Below are 26810 nucleotides of genomic sequence, written 5' to 3' on the forward strand. Positions count from 1 at the left end.
CAAGATGCCCGTGCCACAATTAATCAATAAATTATATTGTGTTGTGGAACAGGCATCTTGCCTGTTCATATATTAGCCACGGGCAAGATGCCCGTGCCACAATTAATCAATAAATTATATTGTGTTGTGGAACAGGCATCTTGCCTGTTCATATATTAGCGACGGGCAAGATGCCCGTGCCACAGTTAATCAGTTAATAATCGCCTCCAGCGCCATATTGCCACGCTTCTACTAATCGGTGAAAATAGTATTGCTGTTCCGGTGCTAAATTTTTCACCTGCGGTTCTACGGCTTTTCCCAAAGGCTGCAATCCCGTATAAATTCCTAAATTTACATAATGAACCATCCAATCTAGCAAATTAGCTATTCCCACCTGCGGGATAATTTTCATAACTAATCCGGGATGGGTAATTGCTGTTTTAAAAAGGGTTTGGGACAAAGCCGGAAACAGCACGATATCTTGAAGAAACGGTTTGAGTACCGGTTCTCCCAACTCTTCCATTACCTGAAAGACGGCCGCCAAAAGTTGATTGATTTGATTGGGGTCTATTTTTTGATTTATCGCAGCACTCATCGAACGCTGAAACAACCAGGTGACAGATAGATTCGGCTGGTAGGGTTGCAAAAGTGCGAGGGAATTTTTGCTGAGACTATCGCTTGTCAAAGCTTCCTCAATTCCTAGAGTCAAGCGTTTGAGGTGGCGCACCATTGCCCCGAAACCGCCAAAGCTGAGGGGAGATTGGCTACCGCTGCTGTCTCCGACTGGGAGTATGCGATTCCAAGGCGTTTTGAGAGGACTTTGGCGATAGCAGGGAAAGAATCCATAGAGTGCTCTTTGGAATTTTAACTGTTCGAGTTCGACGTTTTGATATTGGGGAAGCAAGCGCAAATAGTCTTCAAATAATGTTTCTAAACTAAATCTTTCTGTGTCGGCGTCTATGTAGGTAAATAAGTAGGTGGTGCGGCCGTCTCTGGCTGGAAATGCTTCCCAAAAATATTGGCACTGATTTTGCATTGGGGTGAAGGATGCAAATATGTCGCCCGTGTCGTTTTTGGGGTATCCTTGAGCGCAACTGCCGACTACTAAACATACGGCGTCGGGTTTTTTCCCTTGTCTAGCTTGACGGACAATGGGCGAAAAATGTCCCATTGCGTCTAATAATAATCTGGTTTTAAATAAATTTGTAGCAGGTTGCGTATCGGTATTTGCAGATTCTACCAACACTCCATCTGGGTGAAGTGTGGCTGTTTTAAATGGTGTATTTTCAAATAGCTTTCCTCCAGCTTGGAGAAATCGCTGTTTCAAGGTTTCTAGGAGATAAACTGGGTCGATTCCGATGTTGAGTACGTCGCGCACCCAAATGTCTGGGGTGTTGGCAAAGCTGATGCGGGCTGGGTTGTATTCGGTGGCGATCGCCTTTTCTATCTCTTCAACAGATAGCAAATTTAGTTCTAAGAATGCGTCTAATTCTTTGCGAGAAATATTCCATTCTTGCTCGCGGCCTCGCAGGGTGCCGCGTTCAAGCACGGCTACTCGCCAACCCCGCACGGCTAAGGCTGTACCGATTAATATTCCTAGGGTTCCGCCGCCGATAACTATGTCAAAGTCGAGGGTTTCGAGGGGTTGTTGGCTGTGTTTGACTGCTTGGGGTGCTGGTGCGGTGTTTTGTTTGAGGTTTTCCCAGAGTCGATCGACTTTTCTCAGGCCTCCGAGGGCGTCTCCTGGCAGTTGGGAGAGGATTTGTTCGGTGAGGGACATCGGTTTTTAGTATTAAACAGTGCTTGATTTTTTATAATTTAGCTTAGATCAACATTTCCCACAGTTTCAGGGCTTACGCATGGGGTGGCGAGAAACCCGCTTTCTACCTATCTTTTTTTAGCATAAGTTGACTAAATCTTTACTCCATCAGAGTTTCAGGCGGGTTGTCACCACCCCAGCCAAAAAGGCTGGGCAGGGTTTGTACCTGTAAAAGCCAGATGGGGAATCGAAAGAAGTAATTCTTGGATGAAAAGGTGTAAAAGTCTCGTTAAAAATTTTGAAATAACTTTAGCTCATGCTACAACAAAAATTAACCTTTGTTTTGTGAGGCTCATGCTGAAAAGATTAGCGGCGATCGCCTAAGCTCACTCTAGATCCCAAATGAGTCCTATAAGTCCTTACAACAATCTCAATATTTTCTATTCAATCTCAGGAATTGTAAGATCGGCAGTCTTAGCAATCTCTTGATATCGCTCCATCGCTGCACTTAATACTGATCTGCTATAAAACCAGGGTTTTCCGAGAATTCCTTCTAGCAGTTTACGCCACATAGGATATTTCTCGTCGGGCATCAAAATTTCTTGTAATAATTGATTCCAAGCCGCCTCTTCTTCATCTGTTTTGGGTTGCTTTAAGTTATCCCAGATTAGATTTCGGTAATTGACATCCTCAACCGGATAATTTGAGGACAAAGTAAGAAGAGTAATACCTATCAGACGACGTTTGCTGTCGCCGTCATTAATAAAACTCATTCCTAAACTTGAATTTATCCAAATAGAGTTTAACCCTCTAAATTCGTCTCTTCTAGAGCCAGGATAGTGATCTATTGAGTCTCTAACAGCTTTCAAAAGAAGTGCGCTTCCTACACGCACAGCTTCTTCCTCGTGCTGCGTTAACGATTGCAGTACGGATAGATATTCGGGCGCAATTTCACCGGAAATAGCACCAATAAGCCAAGGTATTCTAATTTTGCAAAGTTTAGTAAGTGGCAGAATTGTAAACAAACGAGGTGCTATTTCTTGTATATGAGTGTCATAAACCAACAACTTGAGGAAGAGAGTCGCACTTAGATCGGTAAGGGGAAATTCTGAAGATTCCGAGTAATTGTCAAGAATTACTTCTAAGAGTTGTCGTGCCTGTCCTATTACAGCTAAATCAGACGGCCACGGGAATTCAAAGATAAACCACAACGGTCTCTTTGGTTTATCACCCTGTTTTATGGCATCTGTGGCAGTAGTCAGTAAATTTTTAATTTGGTCAATGGTATATTCATTTTGCCGAGAACCTGGATACCCATAGTCAGGGTAAACGGTAATGTATGCTCCTACCAAATCGTCAACGGTTAGGTCCATAGGTTCGGCAAACTGCTTTAATCCAGGTAAGATTTCATCTAATCCAATTTGCTCTCGTAGTGCCATGAAAAATAGTTGTTTTTGCGTCTCATCTGATTGTTGCAAATACTCTTGAATTGTCTCTAGTACCTGGTGAGCAATAGATATCTGAGTATCCCGATCCAAGAAGGGTAGCAACCGATTCACAGCATCCTGCCCTTTAACTTTTTGTCGCTCGACAGCTAGAGCTAAAAGAGGCCAGGTTTCTCTTAAGCCAGAATAGAACAAAAATTTTCTTAAATGTCCTACGCTTTGTTCAATAGAACGGATACTCTCAATAAACCTAGATCCATTTGCTTGATTAGGCTGATTAATTAGCCATAAAATTGTTTCCAAACTTACTCGAAGTTCTGGTATTAAGTCCGAATGCTGCAACAGACGCTCCACAGTTTCAGCAGTATCATCAGGAACAGATGATTGATGGTTCTCTTTTGTTTGCCTACGTATTGCCGATGAAAAAACAGAATCGCCCTCATCTATCCTCGTGTCTAAGCGGTTACTACGTACTTGCATTTTAAGGAGGGCTATTATACGGAGACACCTCAACATTAGTATTAATTGCTCCGAAAGTGTCTTTGGTTCTGGCCAATCCCATACAAGTTCCTTAGTAGAATGAAAAGGCTCATATCTCCAACGACTATCAAAAATTGTTTGAGCTAGTTCTGTAGCTTCAGCTTTAGAAATATCCCAAGCCTTCAACAATTTTTCAGCATATTTTTGTGAACGGAAAAATACCGAAGGTAGGTCTTTTTTCCAGTATGACCAGTGACTTTGCAGTCGCTCCACCATCCATGAAGGCTCAGATTCATAGCGCAGCGCAAGGTTCAATGCAGAAAGCACAAAATTTTTCTGTTGAAATTCAAGCCAAGCATCAATTTTATTCTGAAAGAATTGTGTTGACCCAAAATGCTGACCATAGAGATTCAAAGAAACTTCCCAACAGGTTTCTGGTAAATTCTTCGAGCTAAGTTTACCTTCTAGAGCGGGGCACAGAAGGTCGCGCTTGTCTCTTTCAGACAGTTGCGCTGTCAAGGAACTTAGTTTATGCTGCTGTCCCTCTGTTAGCCCTGTTTCCAAAACCTCTAGACCATAGTCGATAGCTTCTCGCTGAAGATTGCGGTATTGCTTACTGAGAGACCCATCTGCTGCAACTTCCAGAGCAAACCACGCTCCAGGCCGTAAGTAATCATTTGCAACTTCTTCATCTCTAGGTTTATCTACTTGACGACAGCCCAATCTAACAATAGAATCTGCCTCCTCACCCAACACACGGATAATGCGACCTGCTAGGAATAAAGCCACATAGTGCCAGTGTTCTGAACCCACAATAGAAGTCAAAAGTTCAAAACGTTCTCGTTTCTTGAATAGGTAAACTGAAGCAAAGAATTCTTGAAAAGATCGCAATTCAAAGCCAAAAAAACCTGGTCTTGGTGAAACAATTAATACCAGTCTGTCTTTGGCATCACTGACAAACTGATCTACTCTTAAATTAATATCTTCTTGAGAAGATTGATTGTCTTGTTTTTGTAAAAATTTAATTAGTGAGGTCTTAAATTCTTCTTCTGATAAAAGAGATTCAACGGTTTCATTAGAAGCTCGACAGTGTAGTAAATAGCCAACGTAAGCATTAAGGTCTAGCAAGGTAGTATCATCAACCTTAATAATATCTTTGTCTTTACTTTTTTCTCGCTTAAGGATTGTATTCCAATACTCATCAAATAAAGCTTCTCTTTCTCCAGGTGGTCGTCCTCCATTTTTGATAATTAGTAAAATTATAGTTACTTGTAAAGGGGTTTTTAATAAAGTGGATATCCTTTCATCTTGCTGACATTCTTCAAGTGTCCGAAGAATCCTGTCTTGTTCTTCTTTCCGCAAATCTCTTCTAGCTACCCACTTGTTAGCATATTTTTCGACCTGCTCCGAGGACAGAGGTAATAATTCCAAATGTAGAAAGCTTTTGGGGTCAAATTGGTCTTCGTATCTATTGGGGCGAGAAGTAGCTACAACTTTTAGATTAATATTTGAGTGTTCTGTCCAATCTAGAAAACTATAAATGCTTGAAAGCATTCGCTCTTGTAAATGAGGGTCTACAACTTCATCCAATCCATCTAAAATTACGAGGCATTTTTGACACTCAAAAATCTCCTGGATATTTTTAGAAGATATCTCTCCAGGTCGCAAAGCTACATCGCCTATATTCTTAGCGAGGTAAGCCTCGATGTTATCAGAATCAGGTTTGTTAGCAAGCCACTGGGCAAAATACTTCAGTACAACTCGAAAAGGAATGCGTTCAACCTTAATCTGATCCGCAAAATCATAAGATGTACGGAGCCATTTGGCACGATAGACTTGAGCAACTTGCTGTCCTAAAGTGGACTTCCCCTGACCAGGGCCACCAATAATTACAACTTTAAGCCATTTCTCCTTAAGGAGACATTTCATTGCAGAATAATTATCACTTTCCTCAACAAAGAAGTCATCATCATCAAGTAAATAACCTCTACTCCCTGACTGTGCAAATTTTTCTATACTCCAATCACGGGGGTTTATCCTCTCACAAATTTTAACCTCAAGGTCAATAAAAACTTGTTTTAGTTCTGTGCGACGCTCTCCACCTGTTTCCGGTTCCCCAGCTTGATCTAATTCAGCAAATTTATCAGCACTAAAAGATTTAGAAAGATAAGTTTTTATCGTGGACTCAAGTTGTGGAGGTAGTTCTTTTTTAGCAACATCAGATTTCGGTGGAATGCTTACTGATGCGGTTTTGTCAGTTTTAGACTTTTCTGATTTGGGGCGGTTTCCCCAGGCTAACTCCAACTGTCTCCGATTATGCTCTACATTACTTGCGTGCCAAAGGATAAACGTGAATCTCCGTATCCCCTTGCTTTTTTCACCAGGCGAGCTGTTCTCCCGCACAATTTCTAATTCTTTGAGGCGGTCAATTGTACTCTGAATTTCAGATTTTTCTTCCTTTGCCTTGGGGTCACGATTTGAATTGATGCGTTCAGGGTAAAGCAGCCATGCCAGATCCAACAGAGTTGTCCTTACCTCTAACTCCGGGCGATCGCTGTTTTCATTTCGCCAATCTGCGGACAAATTGCTGCGACTGTGATTGTTATAAGACACTAGAAACTTTATTAGATCCTTCGCCCGCTTTAGCGGCTCGTCTCCCCAGTTATCCGTCCGCCCCATAGATTTAATTACTTACAGAAGTTTTCTGAACTGGTTTGGGTTAACCCAAGCCTACCCCAAACTGCATATACCCATTCTAAGGAATTTATACAAAAAACGTTTGGGGTAGACCCAAACGCTTCCCAAGCTACATAGCCTGATTTGATAGGACTTTCAGGCTTTATTGAGCCCCTCTAGGCTTGGGGTACTAAGTGGAGATTACTCTGGGTTCAGTAAGTTAAAGAACCAAGAGGGTTTAAATATGACATCACTGATTGACTGCATACAGGTAGCTAAAGACTTTGCTGATTCTTACGGTGTCGATCGCCTGGATCATCTAATGACCTTAGCTCAGGCCGATCCGAATTCTCCCAAGACTCAACCAGTTCCCGCAAGCGATCGCCATAATACCATTTTGCAAGAAGTAAAAGCAGCCGGATTCCAATTGAATCCCTCGCTCAAAAAGTTGCTTTTCAATACCAGCGTTGAGGTGGTACGGGATGCAATGGCGGTTGTTGCAGAAAATCAGCAGCGGGGAACGGTGCGGAGCCCCGAAGGACTTTTGTTTAAAGCTATCGACAATCAATGGAAGCCTAATCTCTGGGCCTAAACCTTTCTCTTCGGGACTTACGCAGCATCTCCATAGGTAGTGTTATGGTTTGCAAGCTGCATAAGTCCTGAATTACCCGATGTCAAATACTCTCTATATCTGCCGGCCTATAGTCCCGATTTAAATCCAATTGAGAGATTGTGGGAATATGTAAAACGAGACATAACATGGGAAAACTATTCTAGTTTAGATAAACTTAAACAAAAGGTGGATGTAATTATCAAATCTCTGATAATCGAAGATGTTTTATCTCTTTGTGGTTGGGATTATCTTCTTGAGGCTATATGTAAGTGCAACTTCCTAGTTAATTGGTATAAGTAACGAGAAATCTACGAAGAAACCGGGTTTATGATGTCGCAAGTGCGATCGCGAACCGAGTTTTTATAATCATACAGAGAAACCCGGTTTCTGAAAAAAAACCGGGTTTCTACCTCTCGTTGGTAAGTCTGGGGAATTATCTTCAATCAGCCGTGCTTAATTCTTCAACTCGCAGCCGATCGCACAAAATTCGCTCGCACACTATACCACCCGTATCCGCACTCCTGCAAACTTCTAACTGAGCTTCCGGCAGCGCTTCAAACAAAAAACGTTCCCCCGGAAACACTGTCCGCTCAAAATACCAATTAGGAATATTTGTAATGCGAGCGATTTGCACTTTGCTAGTATTATTTAGATACCAACACAAAATGCGCGTATGACCTTCGGAAATTACCTGATTTAGTGTCAAATTCATCTTTTTAACTTGTTTGTGCAATGGTGCGAGCGAGTGGCGAAAGGCCTAAGCTTATTATAGCAGATTCCCAGTTAAAACAGAATTTTTTATACATTTTTTTTACATTCTTTGGGTTAATTAATAAATTTCTCCGGGGAAACATCAGCGCCTTCCCCCTATTCCCAAGAAGGTGCAAAAGCCGGCATTGCTAAAGTGCAAGATTTCCATCCTCCCTTAACAGGTGCATTCAACAATTGACAGTGACCGACTGAACCTCTTGCCTGTTGGTAGTGACCGCAAAAATTACACTTGGAAGCCGGATTGCAACCGCGCTCGCTAATTACAAGGCTGGGCTGGTTTTGGGTTTGGTTGCGATCGATAGTTATAGTGTTCATTAAATTACTTTTTAAATGTTCAGTCTTAAGTATGACGGCTGAAGTGCAGTCGTGGCCTCTATCTGAAGGCTTAGTTCGCCTTAAGTTTTGTTGAGGGATCGATAGAAAATATATTATTTTTGACAGTATAAAGCGAGGGAGCAATTTAATTTGCTTCCGATCGCATTGGCGGCCCCGGCTTTAGGGCCGATCGCGCTTGCCGGGGGGTATACTTCCTCAGAGAGAGCTAATTATCCTCGCCTAACTGGCTGAACAAATCGGCTAAAATTGTATTAGAAAATAAAAAACCTTCGGGATCGCTCAACCTCAAATTGCCCGCAAGCGGCAGTTTCGCGGCATCGCCTAAAGTTGCGTGAAGCGGAGCTATCCCGTAGGGAATCGCCCTATCCTCCGTCATAATTTCCACCCATCCTTGCCGCCAGTAGGGCTGCAAACAACGCCAAATTTTATCAACCGTTTGCTGACTAAACTTTTGACTCAGCGCCGACAGGCTAACTCCTTCTGCTAAACGCAAACCTAGCATCAGCGTTTCTAACAAAACGTCATTTTCTGAGACTGGAAAATTTTGCTCAATTGCTGGGTAAATATCCTGCTGGGTTTCCCCCCCAATTTGAGGAGTTGCTGGGGAATTGAGGCCAGAGATCGATCGCACCCACTGATAATATTCTTGAGTTTTGCGCGGCCTTGTCAACCTCCGGCCTTCCACGTAACTCGCCGCCCCCATTCCCAAACCGTAATAAGGGCGATTTTCCCAATAAACGCGGTTGTGGCGGCACTGATAGCCATCGCGAGCGTAATTAGAAATTTCGTAATGTTCGTAGCCAGCCCCCGTCAGAATTTCCCGCGCTAAACGGTACATTCCAGCAGCGGTTTCATCTGCTGGTAGCGGCTGCGCGCCTGCTTCAAAGTAGCGCCCGAAAGCAGTTCCCTGCTCAACAATTAAGTCGTAACTCGACAGGTGAGTCGGGGAAATTTCCACCGCCGATTTCAGGGAAGCTTCCCAGTTTTCTAAAGTTTGGTGCGGCAGTCCCGAAATTAGGTCTAAACTGAAATTGACAATACCAGCCGATCGCACTATTTCCACTGCTTCAAAAATATCAGCGACAGAGTGCGATCGCCCGCAAGCTTGCAGCAATTCATCCTGAAAAGCTTGCACTCCCAAACTAACTCGATTTACTCCCGCCGCTGCATATCCCCGCAACTGTTCTAAAGTAAACGTACCCGGATCTATTTCTATAGAAATTTCCGCCCCAGCATCAATCCCAAATTGGCCGTCGAGAGTCTCTAAAATATTGCTCAACTGACTGACAGAAAGCAGCGAAGGCGTGCCGCCACCAAAAAAAACTGTTTTCAGAGATGCGCCTAAATTTTTAGTTTCTTGAATTTCTTGACACAGTACAGCAACGTATTGCACGATTGTGCCGGAATTATCGCCATTTTTGCGATCGCCCACCACAAAAACCGGAAAATCGCAGTAGTAACAGCGGCGGCGACAAAAAGGTATGTGCAGGTAAGCCGAACTAGGAATCCCGGAATTTGCCGCTTGCACACTTTTTTTTAATTCAAATGTTAAATAATCTGTGGGAGGGTTCATTACATATCAAGCCGAAAGCGCAACTTCAAATCTAAAGTTTTAATTAAACAATCATGAATAATTATGTATATTATGACATTTCCTTACCAAAAAAGCGCTGCGAACGATCTGCTCTTTTAATTTAACGTCGTACCGGTTTCGATCGGCCACAATTCCCGGACATCCCGCAGGGCGGTCTATTCGCACCTCGTGCCTGCTTGCGGTGGGGCGTGGTCAATTCCGAGCGACTCCCTGGCACATCCCCCAAAGGGTACAACCGCGAAATATAAGTTTATGAAAATTCCTGAGTAAATATAGCGATATCCGACCAAAGCATGAAAACAAGTATCAGCACTGCAAAGATATAATGGGAATAAATTCATTAACCTAGAACTAATGCTAGACGCAATCATAATAATCTCATTCGTAATCGCAGGCGGAGGCATTGGCTATTACGGAGTCGAACTCCTGCCGACCGAGCTGCTGGAGCAAGTTACAAATATACAAGGTTTAAGTTCTGTACTAGGTTCGTTTGGAGCATTAATCGGCTTCGTGATGGGATTAGTGGCTCAAACAACCTATCGGCGCCTGGAAAAACAAGTCCGCGATATGCCAGTGGAGATGTTGCTGACGCGGGCGATCGGCTTAATCATCGGACTGCTAGTAGCGAATTTAATGCTGGCTCCGCTTTTCCTACTGCCAATTCCGCGCGAGTTCGGCTTCATCAAACCTCTAGTCGCAGTCTTGGGAAGCGTCATGTTCGGCTTCACAGGCGTCAGTTTGACCGACACCCACGGCCGCGCTTTCTTGCGGCTGATCAACCCCAAAAGCTTTGACACGGTGTTGGTAGCCGAAGGTACTTTCAAACCAGCAACTGCCAAAGTTGTCGATACTAGCTGCATTATTGACGGCCGAATTGAAAACTTGCTAGAAACAGGTTTCCTCGAAGGTCAAATTATCGTGCCGCAATTCGTGCTCCAAGAACTGCAACTGGTAGCTGATTCCGCCAACGATCAAAAGCGAGTGCGCGGACGCCGCGGCTTAGATGTACTCAACCGCATCAAAGAAACATATCCAGAACGAATTCAAATTCACTCGGCTGATTACGAAGATATTGCCACAGTCGATGCGAAATTAGTCCGTTTTGCTTTGGATATCGACGGCATTTTGCTCACCAACGATTACAACTTGTCAAAAGTAGCTACCGTCCAAAAACTGCCGGTTTTGAATATCAACGATTTGACTCATGCCGTGCGGCCGACTTATTTGCCGGGAGATACGATCGAACTAAAAATCCGCAAAGAAGGCAAAGAACCCTCTCAGGGAATCGGTTACTTGGATGACGGCACAATGGTTGTCGTAGAAGCAGGCAGCAGTTACGTCGGCGGCGAAGCCAGAGTCGTAGTCACCAGCGCCCTGCAAACAAGCGCCGGCCGCATGATATTCGCCCGCCCTCAAGAATCCGTTATTGTTTAAAACTGAGTAACAATGGCCAGGGCAATCAGAATCAAATATTGCTATCCGCGAACCACTGGACAAACCTGGACTATTCAGACAAATCCTTGGTAGAGATAGCCCGGTTAAGTCTAACCACAGACTACGTTAAGAAGGTCACGACACCCTGTGAGTGCTTGCCAGCTCCAGGCTCTGTCGCTAGTAGTTAAACATCTTTATTTCGCTAAGGAAGTGCTGCTAGCCTCAAAAGCCTTTTTAACATTACCAAGGCAAAAATAACCCGATTATTCGGAGGCTTTTTATCAGCAAAATATTTGTTGTAAACACGAACAAGAATCCTCTAAATCCTGTCCATCCAGGCCGAGCTAGAATGCTTCTTAAAGAAGGAAAAGCCGCTGTTTGGAAACGCTACCCGTTTACCATTATCCTGAAAGATTTATTACCAAATGCTGAGGTTGCACCATTGCGATTAAAAATCGATCCCGGTGCTAAATTCACTGGGCTAGCATTGGTAGATGATGCAACAGGAGAAGTAGCGGTTGCCGCCGAACTAGAACATAGAGGCTTTCAAATCCGCGATGCTTTAACCAAACGTCGCCAGTTAAGAAGAGGGAGACGCAATCGCCAAACCCGGTATCGTCAACCTCGCTTTAATAACCGTAAACGTCCTACAGGCTGGCTCCCACCCAGTCTGCAAAGCCGAGTTGAGAATATCGTAACTTGGGTGAGTCGGTTACAAAAGCTAGCGTCAATTTCTGATATTTCTCAGGAATTAGTCAAGTTTGATACTCAACTCATGGAAAATCCAGACATCAGTGGAGTCGAATACCAACAAGGGGAATTAGCGGGCTATGAAGTCCGAGAATTTCTCCTTTTCAAATTCGATCGTACCTGTATGTACTGTGGGGATAAAAATACTCCTCTGGAGATTGAACATCTTTTACCAAAGTCTAAAGGCGGTTCAAATAGAATTAGTAATTTAGGCATTGCTTGTACGAACTGCAACCAAAGAAAAGGCAATCAAGACCTTCGGGAGTTTTTAGCCAAAAAACCAGACTTGTTGCAGCGCATTCTGAGACAAGTAAAACAACAGAAAGCCGACACTGGGGCTGTTAATTCTACCCGTTGGGCATTATTTAATCAACTCAAAGAGACTGGATTATCCGTGGAAGTTGGGAGTGGTGGGAGGACAAAATTTAACCGATGTCGTCAAAACCTACCTAAAACTCACTGGCTCGATGCTGCCTGTGTTGGGGCATCTACACCCCTCAAACTCCAAGTTTCAAGGGTAATTCCGCTGTCAATCAGGGCTGTTGGTTATGGCAACCGTCAAATGTGTCAAGTTGACAAATTTGGCTTTCCAAAGCGTGGTAAGGAAGGTAAGCTGATTAAGCGCTCCCGACAGAAAAACTACTTTGGTTTTCAGACTGGTGACATGGTTAAAGCTATTGTTCCTACTGGGAAATACGCTGGTACTCACGTTGGTAAAGTCACCGTCAGGAAATCCGGTGCATTTGATTTGACTGTGGGAAAGGTTCGATTGCAGAGCATTCGTTGGAAGCACTGCCACGTAATTCATCGTTTTGATGGTTACATTTATGCCCGCAATGTCGCACCACTGTCTAGTTTTTAATCGATTAGAGGCGTACCGATCGCTGTTCCCAATCTGCCCCAGAACAGCATTAAAATAAGCTTATTCTTCTTCTTTTCTCTTCCTTCGTGTCCTACCCTACCCTTCGGGAACCCCTGCGGGGAACGGGAACGGCTCGCGGTTCAATCATATCAAAGCCGATCCCCCTTAGCCCCTAAATCCGCTGAGATTGCCTAAAAATCGAGCTTTCCCGCAAAGTTTTAACGTCGGCGCGGGGCAGGAAGCCTCGCACTATTGCCATTTTGCGGTTGCGGTTTTTCTTGCAGCTTCATCGTCAAACTAACCCGCTTTAACTTCTCATTCACCTCCAAAACCCGCACTTTCACAACTTGTCCGACTTTAACAATCTGTTTCGGATCTTCCACGAATCGATCGGCTAATTGAGAAACGTGAACCAAACCATCTTGGTGCACTCCCACATCAACAAAGGCTCCAAAGTTAGCTACATTCGTGATTATGCCTTCTAATTCCATCCCAACTTGCAAATCGGAGATTTCTTTAATTCCTGCTTGGAAAGTGGCATATTTAAACTCGGCTCGCGGGTCTCTTCCCGGTTTTTCTAGTTCGGAAATAATGTCTCGGAGTGTTGGTTCTCCGACTTTTTCGGTGACATATTTCTTAATATTTACAGTCTTGATTTTTTCCGATATTTGTGTTATTCCTGTCAGCGGCAAGTCTAAATCCTTGGCGATCGCCTGCACTACAGGATAACTTTCTGGATGAACTGCTGTATTGTCCAGGGGGTTTTCGCCGCCGCGAATGCGGAGAAATCCGGCTGCTTGTTCAAAAGCTTTTGGGCCGAGTTTGGGAACTTTCAGGAGTTGGCGACGATTTTTAAATGCGCCGTTTTCGTTGCGGTAATTAACGATATTTTTGGCAACTGTTGCCGTCATTCCTGACACAAATGTCAGCAATTCTTTGGAGGCTGTGTTTAAGTCAACTCCGACATAGTTAACGCAGCTTTCGACTGTTTCGTCGAGTTTCTTTTTGAGCAGTTTTTGGTCAACATCGTGCTGGTATTGACCGACTCCTATTGATTTCGGGTCGATTTTCACGAGTTCGGCGAGGGGGTCTTGCAAGCGCCGTCCGATGCTGACTGCGCCGCGGACGGTGATGTCCAGATCTGGAAATTCGGCGATCGCCACCTCGCTTGCGGAATAAATCGATGCACCGGATTCATTCACCATGACTTTAATCGGTTTCCTGTCCATTTGGGCCAAAACTTCCGAAACAAATTCGTCTGTTTCGCGGGAAGCTGTACCGTTGCCGATCGCGATTAATTCAATTTTATATTTTTCAATTAAATGCTTGACAATTTTACCAGCTTGTTGTCGCTGAGCGGCCGCTTGGTGGGGGAAAATTGCTTGATATTCTAAAAATTGCCCGGTTTCATCGAGGGCGGAAACTTTGCACCCTGTGCGAAATCCCGGATCGATCGCCAATGTGGGTTTCATTCCCGCCGGTGCCGACAGCAGCAACTCGCGGAGGTTGGTTTCAAAAGTGGCGATCGACTCGATATCAGCGACGGCTTTGTTGTGCGATCGCACTTCCGTGATTAACGAAGTCTTCATCAGTCGGTTGAAGGCATCCTTCAAAGTCGATCGATAAAACTCTTTAACTTCCGGTATCCTAGTTCTAATTTCCTGACCTTCCAAATAAGCCATCACTGCGGATTCATCAAAAGCTAGTTCCAAATCTAAAACCCCTTCTGTTTCCCCGCGAAACAGCGCTAACATATTGTGCGACTGAACGCTTCTCGCTGCCACTTGATAATTGCGGTACATTTCAAATTTAGTGCTTCCTTCCGGGAAATCCTCTTTAATTTTCGAGACAAAAACTCCTGTTTTCATCAAAAACTCTCGTAAATAAGCCCGCAATTCTGCTTTTTCCGAAACCGCTTCGGCCAAAATATCCGCAGCACCTTTGAGAGCTTCTTCTGCTGTTTTCACTCCCTTTTCTTCCGAAATGTATTTAGCTGCTTCCGCCTCAAAGTCTGCTGGTTTAGCCGTCGGTAAGTTCAGAGACTTGATAAATTCTGCCAACGGTTCCAAACCTTTTTCCCTAGCAATTGTCGCTCGCGTCCGCCGCTTCGGTTTGTAAGGCAGATAAAGGTCTTCTAGTTCGTTTTTTTGCAAACACGATTCGATTTTGGCTTGCAGTTCTTCAGTGAGTTTCCCCTGAGAGCTAATCGTCTCTAAAATCGACTTTTTGCGTTCTTCAATTTCCGTCAGATAGGTGAAGCGATCGGAGATATCCCGCAACTGAATTTCATTCAGCAAATCCGTGCGTTCTTTGCGGTAGCGGGCAATAAACGGAATAGTGGCTCCCTCGGCGAAAAGTTCCAGAGCATTATTGACTTGAGACAGATTAATGGAAAGTTCTTGAGCAATCAGTTGAGGAATGTCGATCATAGTGCAGAATTTCGGATCAGTCGATTTGAGATTTGAGAGGTGAGATTGACTTCACAAAAGACAGGAAGAAAAATTTGAAATAAACGTTTTACAGGGTGTTGGCGCTCGTCCTGCAAGTATTAAAATGATGTTAGCATAAATGCAGTCATTTCTCAATATTATATGTTGCCTTTTAAATATCCTGTGCCGCAAACCGATCCGCCGCGATCGCCCAGAGAAACGCTGCCGACGATGTACGATTTACCCAGCGAAGACCCGGAGGAACCTGGTTTGCCTGACGAATTTCACGATTTACAGCCGCAGTTGTTGAGCCTGACGTTTCGGCCTCGGAATTATCCGGCTTCTGAGATATTTAGCGGCACCGACATGAACCTTTATTATGACGTGCATCACACTTTGTGGCACAAGCGGCCGGATTGGTTTGGAGTTGTGGGAGTTCCCCGACTTTACGATCGCTCTGAACTGCGGATGAGTTATGTTACTTGGCAGGAAGGTGTGAATCCTTTTGTAATTGTAGAACTGCTTTCGCCGGGAACAGAAAAAGAAGATTTAGGCGACAATACCGATGAAGAAAAGTTGCCACCTCAGTCGGGAAACGCTGCGGGTAACGGGCAAGTTTTGGATCGGGAGACGAAGGAGGAACCGCCTAGAAAATGGGAGGTTTACGAGCAAATTTTGCGGGTTCCTATTTATGCCGTTTTCAGTCGCTATACTAACAAATTGCGAGTGTTTGAATTGAAGGGCGGACACTATCAAGAATTAGAATTGCCGGAGTCGCGAGTGTGGATTCCTGACCTAAGTTTGGGGTTGGGTTTGTGGCAAGGAGAGTTTCAGGGAATCGATCGACTGTGGTTGCGCTGGTATGATGTTGATGGCAATTGGATTCTCACTGAAGCGGAACAGCAACGGCAGCGGGCCGAGTCAGCGGAATCTAGGGCTCAACAAGCCGAAGCTCAATTGCAGTCTTTAATTCTGCGGCTGCGGGAATCTGGCATCGATCCCGATCGATTTTTAAATGGTTAGAGAGGACTGAAGTCCTGACTAATAGTATGTCCGGTTGATTACCCCTAATACGGTAGGGGCGGGTTCACGAAAAATATCTACCAATAATTGACAATCTCAAAAACCCGCCATTTTAATCGCGGTCACTGGATCGGACATGATATAAAAACTGGTTCGCAGTCAGGACTGTAGTTTGTTTTTACTTCAACATAAGACTCAAGGCCTCACTACGCACAGGCTTTAAGATTTGATCGCAACTTGATTGCTTGCGGCTTGTTTGTTGGTTGCTGCTACTCTTTGCGGTCAAGTCATCCCTGTAGGGAGAATGATGCAAATAAGCTTGACCGACAGAACCGAAAAGTTGCAGTTTGTCAGAAATGACCCATCGCATGGCATCGATAGCTTTTTCCATTATTTCCAACAAATCTGGATGTGGCTCAGAAATGCTACTTTTTAACACGTCCATATAAGCTTCGCGAACTTCCGTATTCACATTAAATTTAGATACTCCGAGTTTAATACATTGATGAATCATTGACTCCGGCAAACCGCTAGCACCGTGCATCACTAACGGCACTGAAACAGCAGCCCGGATTTTTGCCAGACGCGGAAAATCGAGTTTCGGTTCGCTCAAATATTTGCCGTGAACGTTACCAATTGTTACGGCTAAAAAATCCACCTTAGTTTCTTTGATAAACTCTACTGCTGCTACGGGATCGGTCATCCTTGCGGCTTTCTCCTCGCTTGTCAAACCTTCTTCCCTGCCACTCATTCTGCCGATTTCTGCTTCAACTGCCGCACCGTTAGCGTGGGCTAATTTAGTCATTTCCCGGCTAAATATTAAGTTTTGTTCGTATGGCAAAAAAGAACCGTCTGCCATAATTGATTTGATACCGGCGGCTAGGGCGAGGTGAATGTCTTTTTCTGAGGGGCCGTGATCTAAGTGTACTGCGATCGGCATTAAAGATTTGCCGGCCGCTTTGATGCACAGCGCGACTAAAGGCGATTGTCCGTATTGGAGGGCGCTGGGGTGAATTTGCAGTATAGCAGGACTGTGCAGCGCTTCGGCCGCATTGATCACGGCTTTTACTCCTTCGAGGTTGTAGACGTTAAAAGCGCCGATCGCATAACCATTTCTCAAGGCCGTGTTCAGCAATTCGCTAGTTGACGCGAGCATATAGTACCTACTTTAAAAACTTTTCTGAATGTCGATCATTCTATCAAAGTTCTAGGGCAAGCTCAGCTTAATTTGTGTTTATTTTAATTGCGAATTCTTCGGCGACGATTTATGTGAAGTGCATTTATTCTTGGGTAAGGTGCGCCTAGCGCACCCTACTATTTGTTTGGTGAGCCTAGCGCACCTTACTCCTTGAGTGATTTACTATGTTTGTGCGTTACCAGCGTGCAAACCGCATTCTTTTACGGTCGCTTCTTCCCACCACCAGCGACCTTCGCGTTCGTGTTGGTTCGGCAATACCGGCTTTGTACAAGGTTCACAACCAATACTTACAAAACCGCGTTCGTGCAACTTGTTGTAAGGCACATCCAAAGCGCGAATGTATTCCCAAACCTCTGCCGAAGACCAGTTTGCTAACGGGTTGAATTTAATTAATTCATGGTCAGGAGTTGAGAATGCAGTGTCAACTTCAATGACCGGAATACCGTTGCGGGTACTGGGACTTTGGTCTTTCCGCTGACCAGTGATCCAAGCATCGAGAGTATTCAGTTTGCGGCGCAGCGGCTTGACTTTCCGCACGCCACAGCATTCTTTGTGACCGTCTTGATAAAAACTAAACAATCCCTTTTCTTCAACTAGGGCTTGTACTTCTGCTGCATCGGGAAACATTACTTCTAATTTAATGCCGTAATGTTTTCTGACTTGATCCAAAAACTGATAGGTTTCTGAGTGCAGTCGTCCGGTGTCTAGGGTAAAAACGCGGAAATTTTTGGTAATTTTTGAGGCAATATCGATCAGAACTACATCTTCTGCACCGCTGAAAGAAATTGAGATGTTGTCAAAATTTTCTAGGGCAAATTTGAGAATTTCTCGCGGTGTTTTTTGACTGTATTCTGCTTCTAGGGCGGCAATGTTGAGATTTCTTTGGATGGCAACCATATTTTCGGGTCTGAGCGTGTTCTTTTCCTCTAGCCCTTTATTATAGCCGATCGCCGTCTCTCCCTCACCGACTAATTTGACAATCAAGCAATTTCGTCCGGGGCCACCGGATTCATCCGTGAAGCCAGAAAAAAGCTCCGACTGCTCATCACCAGCCCCCGGATTTATCAGTGGGAGCGCTTTCTTCTATTCTAAAATCTAAAATCGATTGACCGCATCTTGCAGCAGTCTTTGCGGCTGGGTTCACAATCAAGCTCAAGGATGGCGATTGCCTGCTGGTAGCAGTTTTGGTGAACCCAACACTCCTCTACTGGCTAAAATGGGACTGTCGCGCGGCCCATTGATATCAAATCTGTTAGCATCGGAATTATTCCTATCTCTATTCTTTTCATCGGCGTTAATCTGCATCAATCTCTTGTCATCTGCGGTGAAAAAATTATCTTTTTTTTGACCGCAGATACAGGCAGATTAACACAAATTAACGCTGATGAATTAGATTGTTGACTGTTGACGGTATTTTACTATTTCGATGCTAGCTGAATTGATATTGATTTGCAATTAATTATAAGATCCACACAAGAAGATTCATTAAATGTCATTGGAAAATCAGTCAAGTTTAACTGGTTTAATTAATACAGTAATAGCGATTACTAAGGATCGTGGATTAAATAACTTCCGTAGGTTGAGCCCGTGGAACCAACCCTCCGTTTCACTCCGCCCAACGCCACGCTTGATTGTTGGGTTTCGTTCCTCAACCCAACCTACAAAAAATGCAAGTTATTTAATTCTCATTCCTAAGCGATAGCGTGCTGTATCTGGCCTAAAAACAACCTTTTTTTTCCAGACTAGCACCGCTGGAGCTGGTTTTTAATTGCGCTTTATGGCGTTAGCTAAATAATTTATATAGCACAATTTAGGCAATACATCAAAGTTAATTATTGAAATTAAAGCTAAACAAAAGTATAAAAACCAGCTTTTTTTCGCATATGTCTTTATATCCCCCCTCCTAAATTATTGGTAAATTTCTTACTCCCTTCCCTTGCTAAGGGGAGGGTTGGGGTGGGGTTAAAATTTACGACTCCTGCAAGGATTGCTATACTAAGAGCAGTTGGTTTCAAAACAGCGAATTACCAAGAATCAATTACTAATTGCCGATTAATTTATTCAGAGCGATTCCGTGACCAAAGTAAATTTTTATCGCTTTTTATCGCTGACAGCTAACCTTGAGCCATACGATCGGCTATATTGTATTTGGAAGTACATTAATTTGTCGGGAAAGCGGTCTAGTCTCATCGCCGCCGATCGCGTCAGCTTCTGAATAAACATAGTCCGCTGTCAATAACAGCAAGGAAGTGTGGAATCATGTCCAAAATTTTAGTAGTGGACGACGTAAAGAGCGAACTAGAAATAATCTGCCGCATTCTTCAAGATGCCGGATTGGAGGTGCTCCGGGCGGGCGACGGCGAAGAGGCGATCGCCATGATCCGCAGAACCCCTCCGGCTTTGGTCGTTTTAGATGTAGTGATGCCGCGAATGAACGGGTTTGAAGTGATCAGAGAATTGCGGGGCGATCGCGCAACTGCAAAATTGCCCGTAGTATTTTGTACTCATAAAAACACCGAGATCGATAAAGCTTGGGGAACTGATTTAGGGGCCGACGCTTACGTCAGCAAACCGTTTGAACCTCAGCAACTCGTCCACATAGTGCAGCGCTTGCTTTCAGCGTAAACCGAATATAAAGCGATCGGCCACTTCCCAAAAAACCTTATACCGACAAACCCCGTTTTTTTTAATAAACTGGGTTTTGGAATCCCATAAAACTTTATCTTTAATGATAGAAACCTGCTTATTTGCCGCCGCCCAGATTTATTTAACGGAAACTTTTGAGCCACCCAAACTGATGCTGAAAAACTCGATCGGCGATCGGCTTTAGGGTCAAAGCAAAACTCTAATTTGTAAGGTACACTAGAAACTAAAAATAAGCCATGAAAATAACGGCTCCCCCCGCTGGGGGGCATCAGACAAGTGCAACAAAGCAATTTCTCCTGTTCGGTCAAGGAGGCAGTCTGTTCGGCATAGAATTAGAGGCAGTGCGGGAAGTCCTTTCCCTCAAGGAACAACCGATTTCCCTGGTTCCCAACACCCAGCCATTTTTGCTGGGATTAACCAACTTGCGGGGCGAAATCTTAGCAGCAGCAGACTTCGGACTGTTTGTCGGTATTGAGTCGGTTGACACCTACCACCCAAACAGTCGCATCTTAGTGGTAGAAGCGCCCGATCCACGAGACGTAAGATTGTTGTCCAAAATGCGCCTGGGATTAGCCGTCTCCCGCGTCGAAGGAGTTTTACCTCTCCATCCCGATCGCATTGTCTCAGCACTAGATGTCAGTCCCGACCTAGCTCCATTCTTAAAAGGTTTATACAATTCCGAAGGACGCTTGCTAATGATTGTCGATGTAGAAGCGATCGCCCATTCCGAACGCTGGTAAAAATCAACAATACAGATAAGTCTGCAACCGCTTTCAATCAATAATTTTAACTAACGATCGCCCGCATCCTATTTGCCCATCCTTAATTTTATGATCGAAATTCTCTATACCTGGATCGCAACGACTTTCACCCTGACATTGCCTGACTTGTCCTCATCGGTGGTAGCTGGGGCTGCTAATGTCATCATTTCTGGGTGTTACTTTGCCATCGCCTGGCTAATCAGCTTAGCTTTGTGGCGAAACCGTCAATTCGGGTTCGACATCTTCGCCACAGTCACAGCCTGCATATTTTGGACCTGCGCTTTCGGCCATAGCGGCCACGCAGCCGAATACCTAGGACTGCCACACTCTCCGGTGGCGCAAACAGTGTCGGATTGGATAACTGTAATTGCGGCGATCGCTTTTTTGAGTTTGTCCAACCGCTACACCTTCTTAGTAGGTTCCACCCAAATCCTTAACTCTAAAAAAGAAACAGAACAAGCACTGAGCGAAACTACCCAGCGATTTCACGCAATCTTCGACCAAGCTTTTCAAGCGATCGCATTATTGGAGCCCGACGGTACTCTGATCGAAGCAAATCAGACAGCGCTAGAATTGGGCGATTTCCAAGCATCAGAAGTGCTGGGGCTGAAATTTTGGCTGACACCAGGGTGGGCATCATCTCCAACCAACCAGCAGCGCCTAAAAATGAACATTAAACAAGTCTCGGCCGGCAAGTTTGTCCGGGAAGAATACGAAATCACCGGCTTCAACAACCAGGTGACAGTAATTGACGTGTCGTTTAAGCCGCTGTTAAATGAAACAGGAGAAGTATTTCAAATCATCGCCGAAGGCCGCGACATTACCCAGCGCAAACAGACAGAATCCGCATTGCAGCAGCTAACGGCAGAACTAGAGCAGCGAGTGAATGAAAGAACCGAGCAGCTCCTGCAAACTAACGCACAATTGGAACAGGAAATTCGCGATCGCACCGCTGTACAAGAGCAATTAAAAGCCTCAGAACAATTCTTAAACAACATCCTCAACAGCATCCCCGACCCGATTTACGTCAAAGACCAACAGCACCGCTGGATAATATTAAACGATGCTTTTTGTCAATACCTAGGTCACAGCAGAGAAGAACTAATTGGCCAATGCTACGACCAGTTTTTGCCCAAACAGGAAGCAGAGACATATCGCGAAAAAGACGAATTAGTTTTCTTGACAAACACCAGCACCGAAATCCAAAAAACCCTCACAGATCCTGCAGGAAATACCCGCTTTGTCTCCGCCAAAAAATGTACCTTTGTAGATGCCGACGGCAGGAAATTTCTCGTTTGCGCGATTAGAGATATCACCAATCGCGTGGAAATGGAAGAACAACTGCGGCAGACACTGGCAGAAGTAGAAAGCTCCCAAAACTTGCTGCGAACAGTCATTGACGCTACGCCAGACTGCATTTTTGTCAAAGATCGAAACTTGCGCTACACCCTAGTCAATGCAGGTTTCGCCGCCGCATTCGGCAAAACTCAAGCAGAAATTATCGGCAAAGACGACGCAGAAATCGGCATATCGGTCGATCGAATCTTCGCCAACTTCCAGCCCGAAACCGATTCCCAGAACCAAATCCAAAACTTCCGGGCCGGCAACCACCTCGCGCCGGCCTCCAACGACCTAGCCACCTTAGCCGACGGCAAAGTACACACCTTCGACACCCAGAAATTGCCCCTCCAAGATGCAGAAGGCAACATTTTAGGAATCCTCTGCTTCGCGCGCGACATCACAGAACGCCGCAAATCTGAACAAGAACTATTGCGGTTCAAAGCAATTTTAGAAACCACAACAGACTGGGTAGGCATCGCCGACACCCAACAGCGCACCATTTATATCAATCGCGCAGCCAGAGAAATGTTAGGAGTTGGCTCTGACGCCGATTTAACCGGAATCCGCATTTCTGACCTGACATCCCCCAAAAGTATCGACACTCTTGTGAACGTCGGCATCCCTGCAGCTTGCCGGGACGGGGTGTGGAGCGGTGAGACAGTTTGGCAGAGTTTAGACGGCGAAGAAATACCAGTTTCTCAAGTAATTGTTGCCCACAAATCCGAGAATTCAGAAGTTGAATTTATCTCAACGATCGCCCGCAACATTACAGAACGCAAGCGCGCCGAAGAAGCATTGCAGCAGAACTTGCAAATGCTCGATCTTGCCAGCGATGGCTTGATCGTTCGGGATATGGACGGCACGATTAATTATTGGAGTCAGGGAGCCGAACGGATGTACGGCTGGACAAAAAAAGAAGCCTTGGGGAAAATCACCCATACTCTATTGCACACCATTTTCCCCCAGCCTTTAGCCGCTATTTCGGCACAGTTAGAAGAGCAGGATTATTGGGAAGGAGAAGTAATTCACACCACCAATTATGCTACCAAAATTACCGTATTCAGTCGCTGGAATTTGCAGCGAGACGAACAGGGAAAACCGAAAGCAATTTTAGAAACTAACAACGACATCACGGAGCGCAAGCAAGCCGAAATCGAAAAGCAAAGATTGATTTCGCTCGTAGAAAGCAGCTCGGATTTTATCGGCACGGCCACCCTGGAGGGAGAGGCAACATACCTGAATGTCGCGGGAATGAAACTAGCAGGATTGCGAAATATTGAAGAAGTCAAAAGCAAAAGTATGTATGACTTCTTCTCAGTAGAAAATGGTAAGATTTTCAAAGAAGAAATCGTGCCGGCTACTGTGCGAGACGGTTTTTGGCAGGGTGAATTCCGCTTGAGGAACTTTCAAACCGGCGAAGACTTTCCGGTTGACTTCACCCTATTTACAGTCAAACACCCAGAAACCGATGAGCCTATGGGGTTCGCAACAGTTACTCGCGACATCAGCGATCGCAAACGCGCAGAAGAGATGGTGCGCGATCGCGAAAGACTGTTCCGAGCCATTTTTGACCAATCGTTCCAATTAGTGGGGCTGCTAAAACCAGACGGAACCGTTTTGGAAGTCAACCAAACAGCCCTCGCCGTCGCCGGAATGGAGCGCGAAGACTTCGTAGGCACGCAGTTTGTAGATAATTTGTGGTGGCAAATTTCCCCAGAAGCCAAGCAAAAAGTGCAAGCAGCGCTCACAAAAGCTGCAGCCGGCGAGGTAGTCCGCTACGAAGCCGACGTGCTCGTTGCTGGGGGTGCTGTGATAACTGTGGACTTCTCCCTCAAGCCGATCGTAGACGACAGCGGCAAAGTCGTGCTGCTAATTCCAGAAGGCCGCGACATCAGCGATCGCAAAGCGCTAGAACGAGAATTAGTTTTGCGTCAAAGTCGCTTTGACGCATTTTTCGCAGCCGCCCCGGCCTCAATGTTTATTTTTGACGAGCAGTTGCGCTTCGTGCAAGTCAACGAGAAATTAGCGGAAACCACCGCCGTCTCAGTTGCCGAACACCTCGGCAAGACGGTGAGGGAAGTTGTACCCGAAATGATCGATACCCTACAGCCGATGTTGCAGCAAGTTCTTGTCACCAACCAACCGTTTTTAAACGTTGAGGTGTCGGGCACAACCGTCAACGAACCGGGCGTCATGCGAGATTGGCTGGCGTCATATTTTCCTTTGCCCGGATCTGACGGCAAACCCATCGGTGTCGGCGGTGTGGCGATCGAAATTACCGATCGCAAAAAAGCAGAACTAGAGCGCGATCGATTTTTCACCCTGTCTCTCGACTTGCTTTGTATTGCAGATTTTGAAGGCAAATTCAAGCGCGTCAATCCCGCTTGGGTAAACAGCCTCGGCTACACCCTAGAAGAACTGGAAGACCAACCTTTTCTCAATTTCGTCCATCCAGACGATCGCGAACAAACAGTAGCCGAAACCGGCAAATTATCCAGCGGCATCGAAACAATCGCTTTTGAAAATCGCTACCGCTGCAAAGACGGTTCCTACAAGTGGCTGTCGTGGAAAGCGCGACCTGAAGCCGAACAAAAGTTCATATATGCAGTGGCTCGCGACATTACCGAAAGCAAACAGGCGATGGTGCAACTGGAAAAAACAACAGCCCAATTAGCCCGTTCCGAAGACCAATTTCGGCAGCAAAGCAATCTCTTGCAACTGCTAATAAACAGCATTGGCGACGGCATAATTGCTGCCGACGAAAATAGCAATTTTGTGTTGTTCAACCCCGCCGCCCAAGATATCTTTGGCACGGGTTCGACAGATACTCTTCCCGACGAATGGTCGGCAAGATACGGTTTATTCTTGCCCGATACCGTAACTCCCTATCCCCCAGCGGACATACCTTTATCGCGCGCGGTTCGAGGAGAAGCCTGTGACGAAGTAGAGCTTTTCACCCGCCACCGAGGGAAGCCAGAAGGCCTGTGGGTGAAAATTAACGGCCGGCCGCTCAAAGACGAAACGGGGGCGCTTAAAGGCGGCGTAGTGGTTTGCCGCAACGTCACCGAACAAAGAGCATCCCAGCAGCAAATGCAGCAGTTGGCCGAGGCACAGGAACGCTTGCTGCAAGAACTCAAAACGCGGCAAAATGCCCTAGACGAATCGGCGATCGTCAGCGAGACCGATCTCCAAGGCATGATTACCTACGTCAACGACGGATTCATTGAAATCTCCGGTTACAGCATGGGAGAACTCCTGCACCGCAACCACCGCCTCGTCAATTCCGGCTACCATCCCAAATCATTTTTTGAAGAAATGTGGGTGACACTTTCTCGCGGTTTGGTGTGGAAAGGGGAAATCAAAAACCGACGCAAAGATGGCTCGTTTTACTGGGTTAATTCGACGATCTCCCCCATCTTTGATACCAGCGGCAAAATAGTCAAATATATCGCCATTCGCTTTGACATCACCGAGCGCAAAGAGGCAGAAGAACGACTAGAAAAATTGGCAGCAGAACGTAAAGCTGAAGCTGATTCTCTGACGCAGCAAGTCCTTAAATTGTTGGGAGAAATTAAAGGCGCGGCTCAAGGCGACTTGACAGTCAGGGCGGAAGTGACTAACGACGTTTTAGGTGCTGTCGCCGACTCTTTCAACTTCTTAATCGGTTCTCTGCGGAAAGTGGTAACGGGAATTCAAACTTTAGCCGAACAGGTAACATCTGCCACCGCCGAGTCAATTAACAATACCAGTCAACTCACCCAACAGGCAGAAATTCAAGCAGCAAAAATATCTGCCATCATGCGCGAAATCGAGCGGATTGTGAATTCGATCCGCGACGTGCGAGATGTTTCGGTGCGGGCAGAAACAGTGGCTCAGCAGTCTTCTCAAACGGCTGAAGTCGGCGGTATGGCAGTCGATCGAGCTGTCGAAGGTATTAACGGGCTCCGGTTGACGATCGCCTCTACCTCGAAAATGATGAAGCGTTTGGGCGAATCTTCGCAGCAAATTGGCAAAATTGTGACTTCGATTTCTCAACTTGCTTCGCAAACTAATTTATTAGCTCTGAATGCTACTATTGAGGCGGCGCGAGCCGGCGAACAAGGTTTAGGCTTTGCAGTTGTTGCCGAAGAAGTGCGGAAATTAGCAGAAAGATCCGCCGGCGCTACTGAGGAAATCTCGGAAATTGTCGGTACAATTCAAGAAGAAATCAGCCGCGTGATGAAGGCAATGGAATCCGGGACGCTGGAGGTAGTGGAAGGCACTAAGCTGGCAAGCGAAGCTAAAACTCACCTCAATGCCATCATCGAAGTTAGTCGAGAAATGAATGCTTTGGTACAGAATATTACTAGCGCATCTGCCAAGCAAACTGTTTCGGCTGAGGGAATTGCTAACAGTATGCAGCAAGTCAACGAGATTGCGAATACTACCGCACAAAAAGGTGCGGATGTAAAAGCATCTTTGGACGAGTTGTCTGGTTCTCTGGGCCAATTGCAAAAGTCGGTGGCGAATTTCCGTTCGTAATTTTAGAACCCCGACTTATTGAAGAAGTCGGGGTTCTGGGTATTGTGGCAGTGTGCGATGAATGGTAAGATGGATGAGTATTTGAAATACTTTTAGGTTGGGGCTATAGTGTTTGAGATTGAGTTTACAGACCAAGCGATTGAGGATTTGCAGTGGTTTAAGAAACACGAACAGAATGTAATTGTTGACGGT

17 protein-coding genes are annotated in these 26810 nt (G+C 45.4%); 9 read left to right on the forward strand and 8 right to left on the reverse strand.

Going from position 1 to position 26810, the window contains the following annotated elements:
- Window positions 1-193: 193 nt before the first annotated feature.
- Window positions 194-1759: an FAD-dependent oxidoreductase gene (locus tag QUB04_RS13515; protein ID WP_333284942.1), complete on the reverse strand. Its 1566-nt coding sequence runs from the start codon at window positions 1757-1759 to the stop codon at window positions 194-196.
- Between the two features lie 419 nt (window positions 1760-2178).
- On the reverse strand, window positions 2179-6342 hold the full coding sequence (locus tag QUB04_RS13520) for an NACHT domain-containing protein (RefSeq protein WP_333284944.1): 4164 nt from the start codon (window positions 6340-6342) through the stop codon (window positions 2179-2181).
- A gap of 241 nt (window positions 6343-6583) precedes the next feature.
- On the opposite strand from QUB04_RS13520, the gene QUB04_RS13525 reads away from it, so the two are divergent.
- Together QUB04_RS13525 and QUB04_RS32525 are read left to right on the forward strand one after the other, a co-directional pair.
- Window positions 6584-6931: a hypothetical protein gene (locus QUB04_RS13525; protein ID WP_333284946.1), complete on the forward strand. Its 348-nt coding sequence runs from the start codon at window positions 6584-6586 to the stop codon at window positions 6929-6931.
- Between the two features lie 39 nt (window positions 6932-6970).
- The gene (locus QUB04_RS32525; RefSeq protein WP_445301051.1) at window positions 6971-7252 is read left to right on the forward strand and encodes a transposase; all 282 of its coding nucleotides are present in this window, start codon (window positions 6971-6973) and stop codon (window positions 7250-7252) included.
- 139 nt (window positions 7253-7391) lie between these two features.
- Here the strand turns inward: QUB04_RS32525 and QUB04_RS13530 are convergent, their stop codons facing one another.
- The 3 genes from QUB04_RS13530 to hemW form a co-directional block, all read right to left on the reverse strand.
- Window positions 7392-7664 (reverse strand): DUF1830 domain-containing protein, encoded by a 273-nt coding sequence (locus QUB04_RS13530; RefSeq protein ID WP_333057596.1) that lies wholly within the window; start codon window positions 7662-7664, stop codon window positions 7392-7394.
- A gap of 155 nt (window positions 7665-7819) precedes the next feature.
- The gene (locus QUB04_RS13535; RefSeq protein ID WP_333284948.1) at window positions 7820-8038 is read right to left on the reverse strand and encodes a hypothetical protein; all 219 of its coding nucleotides are present in this window, start codon (window positions 8036-8038) and stop codon (window positions 7820-7822) included.
- A gap of 226 nt (window positions 8039-8264) precedes the next feature.
- A complete protein-coding gene (gene hemW / locus QUB04_RS13540; RefSeq protein ID WP_333284950.1) occupies window positions 8265-9632 on the reverse strand; it encodes a radical SAM family heme chaperone HemW in 1368 nt (455 codons plus the stop codon).
- 375 nt (window positions 9633-10007) lie between these two features.
- Between hemW and QUB04_RS13545 the strand changes: the two genes are divergently transcribed.
- Together QUB04_RS13545 and iscB are read left to right on the forward strand one after the other, a co-directional pair.
- Window positions 10008-11087 (forward strand): PIN/TRAM domain-containing protein, encoded by a 1080-nt coding sequence (locus QUB04_RS13545; RefSeq protein ID WP_333143359.1) that lies wholly within the window; start codon window positions 10008-10010, stop codon window positions 11085-11087.
- 280 nt (window positions 11088-11367) lie between these two features.
- On the forward strand, window positions 11368-12699 hold the full coding sequence (gene iscB, locus QUB04_RS13550) for an RNA-guided endonuclease IscB (RefSeq protein ID WP_333285044.1): 1332 nt from the start codon (window positions 11368-11370) through the stop codon (window positions 12697-12699).
- 218 nt (window positions 12700-12917) lie between these two features.
- Here iscB and QUB04_RS13555 read toward each other — a convergent pair whose 3' ends face one another.
- Window positions 12918-15128 carry a Tex family protein gene (locus tag QUB04_RS13555; RefSeq protein ID WP_333143356.1) on the reverse strand — a complete coding sequence of 737 codons (2211 nt, stop codon included), beginning with the start codon at window positions 15126-15128 and terminating at the stop codon, window positions 12918-12920.
- Between the two features lie 162 nt (window positions 15129-15290).
- On the opposite strand from QUB04_RS13555, the gene QUB04_RS13560 reads away from it, so the two are divergent.
- Window positions 15291-16151 (forward strand): Uma2 family endonuclease, encoded by an 861-nt coding sequence (locus QUB04_RS13560; RefSeq protein WP_333143355.1) that lies wholly within the window; start codon window positions 15291-15293, stop codon window positions 16149-16151.
- 178 nt (window positions 16152-16329) lie between these two features.
- Here QUB04_RS13560 and QUB04_RS13565 read toward each other — a convergent pair whose 3' ends face one another.
- Together QUB04_RS13565 and QUB04_RS13570 are read right to left on the reverse strand one after the other, a co-directional pair.
- On the reverse strand, window positions 16330-17307 hold the full coding sequence (locus QUB04_RS13565; RefSeq protein WP_333143354.1) for a class II fructose-bisphosphate aldolase: 978 nt from the start codon (window positions 17305-17307) through the stop codon (window positions 16330-16332).
- Between the two features lie 204 nt (window positions 17308-17511).
- Entirely contained in the window at window positions 17512-18333 is an 822-nt protein-coding gene (locus QUB04_RS13570; protein WP_333143353.1) for a phosphoadenylyl-sulfate reductase, read from the reverse strand.
- Between the two features lie 1090 nt (window positions 18334-19423).
- Here QUB04_RS13570 and QUB04_RS13575 point away from each other — a divergent pair.
- The 4 genes from QUB04_RS13575 to QUB04_RS13590 all read left to right on the forward strand — a co-directional run bounded on the left by QUB04_RS13575 (window position 19424) and on the right by QUB04_RS13590 (window position 26618).
- The gene (locus tag QUB04_RS13575; RefSeq protein ID WP_333143351.1) at window positions 19424-19564 is read left to right on the forward strand and encodes a hypothetical protein; all 141 of its coding nucleotides are present in this window, start codon (window positions 19424-19426) and stop codon (window positions 19562-19564) included.
- Window positions 19565-19608: 44 nt separating this feature from the next.
- A complete protein-coding gene (locus QUB04_RS13580; protein WP_333284953.1) occupies window positions 19609-19974 on the forward strand; it encodes a response regulator in 366 nt (121 codons plus the stop codon).
- A gap of 257 nt (window positions 19975-20231) precedes the next feature.
- Window positions 20232-20735, forward strand: coding sequence for a chemotaxis protein CheW (locus tag QUB04_RS13585; protein WP_333284955.1), 504 nt, complete (start codon window positions 20232-20234; stop codon window positions 20733-20735).
- A gap of 90 nt (window positions 20736-20825) precedes the next feature.
- On the forward strand, window positions 20826-26618 hold the full coding sequence (locus QUB04_RS13590; RefSeq protein ID WP_333284957.1) for a PAS domain S-box protein: 5793 nt from the start codon (window positions 20826-20828) through the stop codon (window positions 26616-26618).
- Window positions 26619-26810: the final 192 nt, after the last annotated feature.

The sequence above is a fragment of the Microcoleus sp. D2_18a_B4 genome (genome assembly GCF_036702475.1).
Lineage (GTDB): Bacteria > Cyanobacteriota > Cyanobacteriia > Cyanobacteriales > Microcoleaceae > Microcoleus.